The 12130-nt window shown below is 69.7% G+C and carries 11 protein-coding genes and 1 pseudogene; 5 read left to right on the top strand and 7 right to left on the bottom strand.

Going from position 1 to position 12130, the window contains the following annotated elements; translation table 11 throughout:
• The 6 genes from ACQP2O_RS31205 to ACQP2O_RS31180 form a co-directional block, all read right to left on the bottom strand.
• A complete protein-coding gene (locus ACQP2O_RS31205) occupies nt 1–792 on the bottom strand; it encodes a 3-hydroxybutyrate dehydrogenase (RefSeq protein ID WP_433171249.1) in 792 nt (263 codons plus the stop codon).
• An 85-nt stretch (nt 793–877) separates the two neighbouring features.
• Nucleotides 878–1909: a branched-chain amino acid ABC transporter permease gene (locus ACQP2O_RS31200; protein WP_433171246.1), complete on the bottom strand. Its 1032-nt coding sequence runs from the start codon at nt 1907–1909 to the stop codon at nt 878–880.
• A complete protein-coding gene (locus ACQP2O_RS31195; RefSeq protein WP_433171243.1) occupies nt 1906–2769 on the bottom strand; it encodes a branched-chain amino acid ABC transporter permease in 864 nt (287 codons plus the stop codon). Before ACQP2O_RS31195 ends, ACQP2O_RS31200 begins: the two co-directional genes overlap by 4 nt.
• A gap of 85 nt (nt 2770–2854) precedes the next feature.
• Nucleotides 2855–4096, bottom strand: a complete 1242-nt coding sequence (locus ACQP2O_RS31190; RefSeq protein ID WP_433171241.1) for an ABC transporter substrate-binding protein — start codon at nt 4094–4096, stop codon at nt 2855–2857.
• A gap of 22 nt (nt 4097–4118) precedes the next feature.
• Nucleotides 4119–4823, bottom strand: coding sequence for an ABC transporter ATP-binding protein (locus tag ACQP2O_RS31185; protein WP_433171239.1), 705 nt, complete (start codon nt 4821–4823; stop codon nt 4119–4121).
• The gene (locus ACQP2O_RS31180) at nt 4810–5583 is read right to left on the bottom strand and encodes an ABC transporter ATP-binding protein (protein ID WP_433171237.1); all 774 of its coding nucleotides are present in this window, start codon (nt 5581–5583) and stop codon (nt 4810–4812) included. Before ACQP2O_RS31180 ends, ACQP2O_RS31185 begins: the two co-directional genes overlap by 14 nt.
• Before the next feature lie 264 nt (nt 5584–5847).
• Here ACQP2O_RS31180 and ACQP2O_RS31175 point away from each other — a divergent pair, with 264 nt between their 5' ends.
• Together ACQP2O_RS31175 and ACQP2O_RS31170 are read left to right on the top strand one after the other, a co-directional pair.
• On the top strand, nt 5848–6600 hold the full coding sequence (locus tag ACQP2O_RS31175; RefSeq protein WP_433171235.1) for a CoA transferase subunit A: 753 nt from the start codon (nt 5848–5850) through the stop codon (nt 6598–6600).
• Entirely contained in the window at nt 6597–7232 is a 636-nt protein-coding gene (locus tag ACQP2O_RS31170) for a CoA transferase subunit B (protein ID WP_433171233.1), read from the top strand. The genes ACQP2O_RS31175 and ACQP2O_RS31170 overlap by 4 nt, the downstream gene beginning before the upstream one ends.
• Nucleotides 7233–7998: 766 nt before the next feature.
• Here the strand turns inward: ACQP2O_RS31170 and ACQP2O_RS31165 are convergent.
• The gene (locus tag ACQP2O_RS31165; protein WP_433171231.1) at nt 7999–8421 is read right to left on the bottom strand and encodes a cupin domain-containing protein; all 423 of its coding nucleotides are present in this window, start codon (nt 8419–8421) and stop codon (nt 7999–8001) included.
• 659 nt (nt 8422–9080) lie between these two features.
• Between ACQP2O_RS31165 and ACQP2O_RS31160 the strand changes: the two genes are divergently transcribed.
• The 3 genes and pseudogenes from ACQP2O_RS31160 (at nt 9081) to ACQP2O_RS31150 (ending at nt 11966) form a co-directional block, all read left to right on the top strand.
• The gene (locus tag ACQP2O_RS31160; RefSeq protein WP_433171229.1) at nt 9081–10811 is read left to right on the top strand and encodes an L-aspartate oxidase; all 1731 of its coding nucleotides are present in this window, start codon (nt 9081–9083) and stop codon (nt 10809–10811) included.
• Nucleotides 10812–10874: 63 nt separating this feature from the next.
• Nucleotides 10875–11449 (top strand): annotated as a pseudogene (locus tag ACQP2O_RS31155) (DUF1775 domain-containing protein).
• Nucleotides 11450–11828: 379 nt separating this feature from the next.
• Entirely contained in the window at nt 11829–11966 is a 138-nt protein-coding gene (locus ACQP2O_RS31150) for a hypothetical protein (RefSeq protein WP_433171227.1), read from the top strand.
• Nucleotides 11967–12130: the final 164 nt, after the last annotated feature.

The following is a 12130-nucleotide window of genomic DNA, read 5'->3' as shown; positions in this document are numbered from 1 at the left end:
TCAGTGCGCGGTCCAGCCGCCGTCGATGGTCACGGACGATCCTGTGATCATCGCGGCCTGCGGCGAGCACAGGTAGGCGACCAGCTCCGCCACCTCGTCCGGCTCGATCAACCGCCGGATCGCGGCCTTGGCCAGCATGACCTGGTCGACGACCTCCTCGGGCGGCAGACCGTACGCGGCCGCCTGGTCGGCGATCTGGCCCTCCACGAGCGGCGTGCGCACGTAGGCGGGGCTGACGCAGTTGGCGGTCACCCCGTGCGGGGCGCCCTCCAGCGCGATCACCTTCGACAGGCCCTCCAGTGCGTGCTTGGCGGTCACGTAGGCCGACTTGTACGGCGAGGCACGGTGGCCGTGCACCGATGAGATGTTGACGATGCGCCCCCACCCGCGTTCGTACATGCCCGGCAGCGCCCGGCGGACCAGCCGGAACGGGGCCTCGACCATGACGCGCTGGATCCGGGCGAAGATCTCGGGCGGAAAATCGGTGATCGGCGCGACGTGCTGCATGCCGGCGTTGTTGACGAGGATGTCCACGTCGCAGTCCACGGCCTCCACCGCGGCGGAGTCGGACAGGTCCACGGCGAGCGCCCGGCCGCCGAGTTCCGCCGCGGCGGCCTCGGCCGCCTCCGCGCGCAGGTCCACGATGATCACTTCGGCGCCGGCGACGGCCATCCGCCGGGCGCAGGCCAGGCCGATGCCGCCGGCGGCACCGGTGACCAGGGCCCGGCGGCCGGACAGGTCCGGGCCGCCGGCCGGCTGCGGCGTCACGCTGGTAGCGGTTGTCGCGACCACGGGTCGTTCTCCTTCGGATGCGGCAGGCTGGGTTTTCGCCGCCGGACGTGTGGTCCGGCCCGGGATGCGTTGTGCGCGTCCCGGCTCAGGTCGGCCTGCTGCCGGCCGGGCTCCCGGACGACTCCGCGGGCGCGGGCTCCGGTGCCGCCTCGGCCGAGGCGGTGCGCCCGGCGGCCCGCCGGGCCGCGCGGGCTCGCAGGAGTTCCTGCGCGGTGCCCCAGACGCCCCGGCGGAACGCCAGCACGATGACCGCGAAGATGGCGCCGGTGATGAGTCCGGTCTCCTGGAAGCCGGCCGTGGCGAGGTAGTCGCCCAGCTCGACGATCAGCGCCGCGCCGAGCGCGCCGCCCCACAGGGTGCCGATACCGCCGAGTACCACCATCATCACCGCCTGCCCCGACGTCGTCCAGTAGACCTCGTCCAGGGAGGCGAACCCGTGGCTGATCGCGAACAGGCCGCCGGCCAGCCCGGTCAGCCCGGCCGACAGCACGAAGGCCAGCAGCTTGTAACGGGCGACCGGATAGCCGAGGGCCTGCGCGCGGGCCGGGTTGTCCCGGATCGAGATCAGCACCCGCCCGAACGGCGAGCGGACGATGCGCCACACCGCGAACAGCCCGAGCAGGATGATCGGCAACCCGGCGTAGTAGAAGAAGAACGGGTCGGACAGGTCCACGCCGAACAGCTCACGCGGGACGCCCTGCAGGCCGTTCTCCCCGCCGGTCAGGCCGCGCCACTGGTTGGCCACGAAGTACACCATCTGCGCGAAGGCCAGGGTGACCATGGCGAAGTAGATCCCGCGCAGGCGGGCGGACAGGTACCCGATCGGGACCGCGAGCAGCGCGGCGAACGCGGCCCCGCCGAGGACCGCGACCGGGAAGGGCAGGCCCACGTGCAGCGCGATCAGCCCGGTCACGTACGCCGAGCCGCCCCAGAACGCGGCGTGCCCGAACGGCAGCAGCCCGGTGAAGCCCAGCAGGAGGTCCACCGCCGCGGCGAAGAGCGCCCAGCAGGCGATGTCCATCGCGACCGGCGGATAGATCATCCACGGCAGCAGGAGCGCGACCAGCAGCCCCGCGACGAGCGGGATCGGCCGGGCGGCCAGACGGGACAGGATCACAGCGCGGCCTCCTCGCGTCCGAACAACCCGGCGGGACGCCACAGCAGGACGACGGCCATCAGGATGAACACCAGCGTCTGGGACAGAGCGGGGACGTAGAGGTTGCCGAGCGCGGAGATCAGCCCGATCCCGAAGCCGGCCGCCACCGACCCGAAGATGGAGCCGAGCCCGCCGATCACCACGACGGCGAACACCGTGATGATCAGGTCGGCGCCCATGAGGGGGTTCACCGCGCGCATCGGCGCGGCGAGCACACCGGCCAGTCCGGCCAGCGCGATGCCGAAGCCGAACACCGGGGCGACCCAGCGGCCCACGTCGATGCCGAGGGCGCGGGTCAGCTCGGGACGTTCGGTGGCGGCGCGGACGATCACGCCGACCCGGGTGCGGGTGAGCACCAGCCACACCGCGGCGCAGGCCAGCACCGACAGCACGAGGACGAACACCTGGTAGGCCGGGTAGTCGAAGAGCCCGAGGTTCACCGAGCCGGACAGCTCCGACGGCCGGGCGTACGGCTGGGACTGCACGCCGTACTTCCGCTTCACCGCGTCCTGCAGGACGAGCGCGAGGCCGAAGGTGAACAGGAAGTTGTAGAGCGGGTCGAGCGCGGCGAGCCGGCGGACGAACAGGCGCTCGACCACGATCCCGGCGAGCCCGAGGAGCACGGGGACGACGACCAGCGCGAGCCAGAAGTTCACGCCGAAGGAGTCCAGCAGGACGTAGGCGCCGAAGGCGCCGAGCATGTAGAACGCGCCGTGGGCGAAGTTGACGACGCCGAGCATGCCGAAGATGACCGACAGGCCGAGGGCGAGCAGCGCGTAGAACGCCCCGCCCACCAGGCCGTTGAAGGCCTGTTGCAACACGTTGACCTCCTGGGAGGGAGCTTGGTGCGTCCCGGGGCCCGAGCACGTCGGCGCGTCGGGTCAAGGGACGGTCCAGGGGCGCCGCTCAGCCGAGCTTGCAGGCGGGGCTGGCCGGCTGGAACGCCTGGGCTGCCGGGACGGTCTTGACGACCTTCTCGTAGTCCCACGGCTCGGTGACGTCCTTGGCCGCCTTCACCTGGGCCAGGTCGACGTCGTGCAGCAGCAGGTGATCCTGGGCGCGGATGGTCCCGCCGTGCCCGAAGGCGTCGTCGATCTTGGCGCCCTCGAGCTGCTTGACGACGGCGTCGGACTTGTCGGTGCCCGCCCGCTGGACCGCCTCGAGGTACTGCAGCGCGGCCGAGTAGTTGGCGGCGTTCGGGAACGACGGCCGCTTGCCGGCCTTGGCCTGGAACTTGTCGGCGAACGCCCGGTTGGTGGCGTCGGCGTTCCAGTACCACGGGTCGGTGAACTGGGTGCCGGCCAGCGCGTCCGGGCCGAGCGAGTGGATGTCGGTGATGAACATCAGTCCGACGGCGAGCCCGATGCCCTTGTCGCGCAGCTTGTATTCGTTGTACTGCTTCACGAAGTTGACCAGGTCACCGCCGGCCTCCATCGTGCCGAGCACCTGCGGCTTGGGGTTCAGGCCGGGTGCCTTGAGCAGGAACGAGGAGAAGTTGTCGCTCGGGAACGGCGCCGGGTCGCTCTTGACGACCTTGCCTCCGGCCCCCTGCACGGCCGCGGTGAAACTCTTGTTCATGTCCTGGCCGAACGCGTAGTCCGGGTAGACGATGTACCAGTTCTTCGCGCCGCCCTGGGTGGCCGTCGCACCCGTTCCCTGGGCGAGCATGTAGGTGTTGTAGCCGTAGTGGAACGTGTACTTGTTGCATTGCGCGCCCTCGAGCGCCGTCGTACCGGCGGAGATGTCGAAGAACACCTTCTTGCGGGCCTTGGCGATGTTGGCGACGGCCAGCGCCGCCGAGGAGGTCGGTACGTCGAGGATGGTGTCGGCCTGCCGGCGGTCGTACAGCTCCTGCGCCTTGCTGTTGGCGATGTCCGGCTTGTTCTGGTGGTCGGCGGACACCACCTCGATCTTCTTGGCCACCGCCTTCGCGCCGTACTTGGCCTTGTAGTCGGCGATGGCCATCTCCACCGCCTTGACGCTGCTCTGCCCGGAGAGCTGCGAGTAGACGCCGGACTGGTCGTTCAGCACCGCCAGGACGACCTTGCCGTCGCTGATCTTCCCCCCGCCCCCGCCGGGACCGCCTCCGCATCCGGCGAGCAGCGCTCCGGCGACCGTCAGCGCGGCCGCGGCGTTCAAAGCCTTCATGTCCTTCTCCTTCGGGGGGTCTTCAGATTCCGAGGTACTCGAGGAGTTCGTGTTCGCGTTCGCGGACCTCGGCGTTGTCCAGCGACCGGGCGATCCGTCCCTCGGCCAGCAGGTAGTGCCGGTCGGCGACGGTGGCGGCGAAGTGCACGTTCTGTTCGATCAGCAGCACGGTGACGCCGTGCTCCTTCACGTCGCGGAGGATCGCGCCGATCTGCTGCACGATCAGCGGCGACAGCCCTTCCGTGGGCTCGTCGCACAGCAGGAGCCGGGCGCCCATTCGCAGCACCCGCGCCAGCGCGAGCATCTGCTGCTCGCCGCCGGACAGCTTGGTGCCAGGGAACCGCCGTCGTTCCCGCAGCCGGGGGAAGGTCTCGTACACCTGGTCCAGCGACCACGGCTTCGGCCCGACGGCCGGCGGGAGGGTCAGGTTCTCCTCGACCGACAGCGTGGCGAAGATCCCCCGGTCGTCGGGCACGTAGCCGAGCCCACGGCGCGCCCGTCGGTGGGCGGGCAGCCGGACGACGTCCTCGCCGAGGAACTCGACGCGGCCGGTGGCACGCGCGCCGCCGCCGGTGTGCAGGCCCATCACGGACCGCAGCAGGGTGGTCTTGCCGGCGCCGTTGCGGCCGACCAGAGTGACGATCTCTCCCTCGGCCACCTCCAGGGAGACGTCGCGCAGCACCTGCGCCTCGCCGTACCAGGCCGACAGGTTCTCAATGCGCAGCATCGACGTCCCCCAGGTAGGCGCTGATCACCCTCGGGTCGTTGCGGACCTCGGCGTACGCACCCTCGACCAGCACGGTGCCGGACTGCAGGACGGTCACCCGGTCGGCGAGCGCCCCGACCACGTTCATGTTGTGCTCGACCATGACCACGGTCCGGCCCTGCCGGATCCGTCCGATCAGCTCGACGGTCCGGTCGACGTCCTCCACGCCCATCCCGGCGGTCGGCTCGTCGAGGAGCAGTACGCGGGGCTCTAGCGCGAGGGCGAGCGCAAGCTCCAGCGCCCGCTTGCGGCCGTACGCCAGCGCGCCCGCCGGGACGTCGGCGTGCCCGGCCAGCCCGACTTCGTCGAGCAGTTCCATCGCGCGGCCGGAGAACCGCGCCAGCGCCCGGTCCGAGCGCCAGAACCGCCAGCCGAGGCCGGTCGCGCTCTGCAGCGCCAGCTCCACGTGCTCGCGCGGGGTCAGCTGCGCGAACAGGCTGGTGATCTGGAAGGACCGGGCGATGCCGGCCCGGGCGACCTGCTCGGGGCCGAGCCCGGTGAGGTCGCGGTCACCGAGCCGGATCCGGCCGTCGCTGGGCTTGTGGAAGCCGGTCAGGAGGTGGAAGAGCGTGGTCTTGCCGGCGCCGTTCGGGCCGACCAGCGCGTGCACGTCGCCGTCGGCGACGTCCAGGTCGACGCCGTCCACCGCGCGGAACCCCCGGAACTCCTTCACCAGGTTCCGGGCGGTGAGGATCAGGGGCCTTCGGACGGGATCGTCCATACGCCCTCCTTGCCAGATGTCGTGCCGATCACCCGGGCGTTAAGAAACGTTCACCAGGTCAGGTGACGGGGAACACTAGGCGCGCGGCATCCCGAGATCCATGTGGCGGGCGACCACTTTCCCCGGCACGGCTGTGGTGCACCGGCACATCCGCCCCGGCGCGGACCAGGCGGTCACACAGGTCGGCGCGCGGATGTGTGGGTCGGCGACGTAGGAACCCGCGCACCGGCCGCTTACGGTCTGCCTCCGACACGGAGGTGGAACATGGACAAGACGCTGAGCACGCCGGAAGTGGCCGTGGCCGACATCCCGGACGGCGCCTCGCTCGCGGTGGGCGGGTTCGGGCTGTGCGGTGTGCCGATGGAGCTGATCAGGGCGCTGCTCGACCGGGGCACGACGGGCCTGCACGTGGTCTCCAACAACTGCGGGGTCGACGACCACGGCTTGGGCGTGCTGCTACGGGAGGGCCGCATCGCGCGGATGACCGCCTCCTACGTCGGGGAGAACAAGGAGTTCGCCCGGCGGTACCTGGCCGGTGAGCTGGAGGTCGAACTGGTGCCGCAGGGCACCCTCGCCGAACGCCTGCGCGCGGGCGGCTGCGGAATCCCCGCGTTCTACACGCCGGCCGGGGTGGGCACGCAGGTCGCCGAGGGCGGGCTGCCGTGGCGGTACGGCCCGGACGGCGAGGTGCTGGCGGCCTCGCCCCCGCGGGAGATCCGCGAGTTCGACGGCCGCCCGTACGTGCTGGAGGAGGCCGTCCGTACCGACTTCGGCCTCGTGCACGCGGCGCGCGCGGACCGGCACGGCAACCTGGTGTTCGACAAGTCGGCCCGCAACTTCAACCCGCTCGCGGCGATGGCCGCCCGGGTGACCGTGGCGCAGGCCGAGGAGGTGGTGGAACGCCTCGATCCGGACGAAATCCACCTGCCGGGGATCTTCGTCGACCGGGTGGTCGCCGTCGGGCCCGTGGCCAAGCCGATCGAGAAGCGCACCGTGCTGCCGGGAGGGCACCGATGACCGGGCTGACCAGGGTGGAGATGGCCGCCCGCGCGGCGCGCGAGCTGGCCGACGGAGCGTACGTCAACCTCGGTATCGGGCTGCCCACACTGATTCCGCAGCACCTGCCGGAGGGCGTGGAGGTGGTGCTGCACAGCGAGAACGGCATCCTCGGCGTGGGCCCCTATCCGGTCGAGGGCACGGAGGACCCGGACCTGATCAACGCGGGGAAGGAGACCGTGACGACCCTGCCGGGCGCGTCGTTCTTCGACTCCGCGCTGTCGTTCGGGCTGATCCGGGGCGGGCGGCTGGACGCCGCCGTGCTCGGCGCGATGCAGGTCTCGGCCCGCGGCGACCTGGCGAACTGGAGCATCCCCGGCAAGATGATCAAAGGTATGGGGGGCGCCATGGACCTCGTGCACGGGGCGCGGCGCGTCATCGTGCTGATGGAGCACACCGCCCGCGACGGCTCTCCCAAGATCGTCGGGGAGTGCACGCTGCCGCTCACCGGGCGCGCCGTGGTGGACCGGATCATCACCGACCTGGCCGTCATCGACGTCACGGCCGACGGCCTGGTGCTGCGAGAGACCGCGCCCGGCGTCACCGCCGACGACGTGCGCGCGGCCACCGGCGCGCCGCTACGGGCCGGCTAGGCCGGCCGCGCATGGTGCCCGCCGACACATCGCCCGCGCCGAATGTGGACGCGGGAACCGTCGACGGCACCGCCGGGCAGGCCCACCATGACGGCACTCGTGCTTCCGCTCACCTTCCCGAGGCCTTCATGCGAACCAACCGTCAGCTGCTCGCCATGAGCACCGCCGCGGTGATGGGCGTGTCGCCCATGGCGTCCGCCGTGGCGCGACCGGCGGCCGCCCAGGCGGCCCCCTACCCGTCGGTCACCGTGCCGGCCGACTGGGCCGGGCTGCAGCCGGCCGGGGCGCACAACCCCAAGTGCCTACGGGGCCAGGTTGACTTGGTTGCGTGCCGTTCGGGACGGATGGATGCGCAGAAGCCATCAGGCATATCGAACACCCAGATTCGGTCCCAGCAAGAGGAGCGAGGCCAGGCGCTTCGGCCTGCCTCCGATCGCCGGCCAGCCGACGGGCGAGGGGCCAGTACCGTCGGATGACGCTGGTTGACGCCTGTTCGGGACGGTTCCGGAACCATGCGTGCTCCCGCCGGTCCTCGCCTCGGGCGGGAGCAGCGGGAGCACGAACCGGGGGAGCGCGGTTGTGATCTGCGGGTTCTTCTGCGCGTGCGCCGACGTTCGGTCGGCTGACGTGGCGGCAGTTCGTGGCCGCCCAGGAGGAAAACCTGCCGTCGCAGGCGTGATCAGCGAATATCACCACGCCGCGTAATCCCAGATCAGGCCACGTAATCCTATTTTCGGAGCGGCATACGGCCTCGCCACCTGGGCGGTCAGGGACGAGGCGCGCGACGGTCCCGCCGCTGCTCGAGTTCCTTCGCGCTGACCGGGATGAGCATCGGTTGTCCGGGTGCGCAGAACATCGTCACGACGAACGCGGATTCTGCGTCGGCCAGGTTGTTGCCGTCCTGGTAGTGGATGACGTCGCCGCCGGGTTCCCAGAAGGTCTCGCCAGCCTTGATGACGCGCTGTGGTGCGCCTTCCAGTTCGAAGATCATCTCGCCCTTGAGGACGTAGCCGAAGGCCGGGCCGGAGTGGCGGTGTGGCGGGGCGCCCTCGCTGCCCGGCGGGAGGGTGACTAGGAGGGTCATCGCCTCGGCGCCCTCGGGGATCTGTGGTGCGCCCGGCACGGTGCCCACCACGTCGATCTTGGGCGCGGTGGGGCTATCGAAGTGGAACGAATGTTCGGCGCTCATAGGTTTCCTCGTCCTTTGCGGGTGGTTCGGTGTCTTTCCACCAGCTAAGACCACGTGGCACCGCGATCGGTGACAGCCCTGTGCTGTGCCAAAACTCACAGTCGGCTTGATCGATCCCTTGATCTGCCATAGGTGAGGCAGGGCGGCGTGGGCGAGCAGGTTCGGCACGGTGACGTTGAGGTCAACAGGTTCGACTCGATCAGACCAGCCCCGCCGACTAGCACGATCTTCATGACGTGCCTTCCTGTTCACCGGTGCACCTGTTGCCATCCGGTCGCCGGCTAAGACAGGGCACCCTCGGAGCTTGTAACAGCTGTCGCGAAATTCTTTTCATGAAGCCGTCGACAACGATCAGGATGGCTGCCCCACATCTAGCGCTGCTCCGCAGCGAGCTGGCGGCCAGCAGGGTGGGCAACACCATGGTCTGTCCGCGCTCGGCTGGGTCGGTGGCGGCCCAGCCGCGGTCGCCGCGGCGCCGCCCGCGCAGAGCAGACCGGCTCTTCTGAGCGTGAGGTGACGTCCCCTGACAACGATGCGATCGTCGGCCGGGCGCTGGTCTCGCAAGAGCGACCATGCGCCCCGGTAGGGCTGTCACAAATCATGCCGCTGCTCGGTCGTCTTTCCTGGCATTGCTTTGCCGACGCGACCAAAGGAGCACCATGCACTTGCCAGAGAGACGGATCGCCACGTCGGTCCTGGTCATCGGCACCGGAGGATCCGGGCTGCGGGCCGCAATCGAACTTGCCGAACGCGGGGTCGGCGTCCTCGCGGTGGGCAAGCGGCCGAAGACGGACGCGCACACATCGCTCGCGGCGGGCGGCATCAATGCGGCGCTTGCCACGATGGACCCCGAGGACACCTGGCAACAGCACGCGGCGGACACCCTAAAAGAGAGCTACCTTCTCGCCAACCCCCAGACCGTGCAAATCGTCACTGAGGGGGCCGCGCGGGGCATCGAAGACCTCCAGCGCTACGGCATGCCATTCGCACGCGAGCAGGACGGGCGAATCTCGCAGCGCTTCTTCGGCGCCCACACCTACAGGCGCACCGCCTATGCCGGGGACTACACCGGCCTTGAGATCCAGCGCACCCTGGTCAGCCGGGCGGCGCAGCTCGATGTCCCCATCCTCGACACCGTCTACATCACGCGCATCCTCATCCGCGACAACGCGGTCTTCGGCGCGTACGGGTTCGACCTGACCGACGGCAGCCGCTATGTCATCCATGCCGATGCGGTGATCCTGGCCGCCGGCGGCCACACCAGGATCTGGCGGCGCACCTCCTCCCGGCGGGATGAGAACACAGGTGACTCGTTCCGCCTCGCCGTCCTCGCCGGATGCCGCATCCGCGACCCCGAGCTGGTGCAGTTCCACCCGTCCGGTCTCATCGCACCCGAGGACGCAGCGGGCACCCTCGTCTCCGAAGCGGCACGGGGCGAGGGAGGAATTCTGCGCAACCAGCTCGGAGAGCGGTTCATGTCGCGGTACGACCCAGAGCGGATGGAGCTGTCCACGCGCGACCGCATCGCATTGGCCGCCTACACGGAGATCAAAGAGGGCCGTGGCAGCCGGAACGGCGGCGTTTGGCTTGATGTGTCGCATCTGCCGCGACAGACGATCATGACGCGGTTGCCTCGCGTCTATCAGACGCTCCTGGAGCTGCAGATGCTCGACATCACCAAGGAGCCGATCGAGATCGCACCGACCGCGCACTACTCGATGGGCGGGGTGTGGGTGCGACCTGACGACCACAGCACGGACGTCGACGGCCTGTACGCGATCGGGGAAGCGGCAAGCGGCCTGCACGGGGCGAACCGTCTTGGCGGTAACTCACTCATCGAACTCCTCGTCTTCGGCCGCATCGTCGGGGAGGCGGCGGCAGAGTACTCCGCGGGTCTCGGCGCCCAGCGCCGCTCTCCCGAGGCGCTCGACGCGGCACGGGCGGAGGTAGACGAGCTTCTCGCGGCCGACGGCCCCGAGAACGTGCGCTCACTTCAACGAGCCATCCGTAACATCATGACGGAGTATGCAGGTGTGGTGCGCGACGAGAGCGGCCTGCTGAAAGGGCTCGCCGAGCTCACTGCGCTGGAGGCGCGCATCGCCGACGTCGGCGTACACCCGGACATCGCCGGTTTCCAGGACCTCGCCCACGCCTTCGACCTGAAGTCCGCAGCGCTCGCCGCACGCGCGACGATCGAGACTGCACTCGAGCGTCGCGAGACCCGCGGCTGCCACAACCGTTCCGACCACCCTGAGCTCGACCCCTCACTGCAGGTCAACCTTGTGTGGTCCGGTCCCGGATCGGTGGAGAGGCAGGCCATCCCCCCGATTCCCGTTGAAATCGCGACGCTCATGCGCGAGGTGTCAACTGTCGGCAAACTCGTCGAATAGCAAGCAACCACCGACGATGCAGTCGAAGACCACCCCGGCGATCGATGCGCAGCCTTCCGCAAGATCTCCGTCTCCCCGCGCAGGTCTTTTTCCGAGGAGCATCACGTCTTTCCCGCGTGCGGCGCAACGCACGCTGACCCGCGGGGGAGCCGTCGCGGCTGTGATCGTGGCGTTCGCCCTTCCGGCGTCCGCCCATGTCACCGTCAATCCGAACACCGCCAGCCCGGTGGGTACGGTGCCTTCGACGTCCAGGTTCCGAATGAGGAGGAAGGCGCCGACACCACCAAGGTCCAGGTGCACCTGCCCACCGACCATCCGATCGCGTCGGTATCGGTGCAGCCGACGCCCGGGTGGACGATCGATGTCACCAAGGGCACCCGGTGACCCAGGCCGTCACGGAGATCACCTGGTCCGGCGGGAAGATCACGCTGGGGCAGTTCCAGCAGTTCGGTATCTCGCTCGGGCCGCTGCCCACCGAAACGTCCAAGCTGTATCGGCCTGCTCGAGCTCAGCGCCGGGATCGCGGCGTTCATCCGGTCCGCCAGGTCGACCTCAGCATGAGGTCGACCAAGACCGGTCGCCCGGCGGCTTCGGCCGCCGGGCGGCACCGGATGCTCCTGACCATCTGGCCCACGTGATCTACACGGCGGGTGTGTCATCCAAGGGCTTCGCCGCGGACCTGCCGAAGCTGTTGCGAAAGGAAGCGGGGTGATCGCGAAAGCGAGCGCGTCTTTGGCCGCAGTGGTGGTGTTCCTGCTGGTGATGGCCGTCCCGCGGGATGGCGTCCGGGTTATGGCGAGTGGATTTCGCCGGGGCTGTCACAGATCGTGCGGCTGTCTTGTCTTAGCCGGCGAGCGGGCGGCGAGCGACGCCCCGGCGTGTAGGAAGGCACCGCATGAAGTTTCTGGTTATCGGCGGAACGGGCCTCATCAGGTCCAGGCTCGTGGCGAACCTGCGCGAGCACGGACACGCGCGCAGACCGGTTACCGGCTGATCCAGGAACTCCGGAACGCCGGGATGCGACGGCCCACCATCGCACTCGTCACCCAGACCGTCATGGATGGCGCCGACCCGGTCCTCGCCCAGCCGACCAAGTTCATCGGCCCGGTCCATGACCGCCGGCACACGCCGGCGTTCGCCGACCGGTACGGGTGAGTTGCGAGGCATCGACGGGGCCGCCGACAGGTACCTCACCACTGTCCTTCTCACCCTGCGGGTCGGCGCCGAGCACGTGCTCATCCTCAACGGCATCCCCGCCGTGATGCGGGGCTTGGGGCAACGCCGACGCCGAGCCCATCCGCAGCATCGACGTGGAGCCG

Origin of the sequence: Actinoallomurus sp. CA-150999, assembly GCF_050942425.1 — a bacterium.
Lineage (GTDB): Bacteria > Actinomycetota > Actinomycetes > Streptosporangiales > Streptosporangiaceae > Actinoallomurus.
The sequence above is the reverse complement of the archived record's forward strand: the minus strand, read 5'-3'. Positions and strand labels throughout refer to the sequence as shown.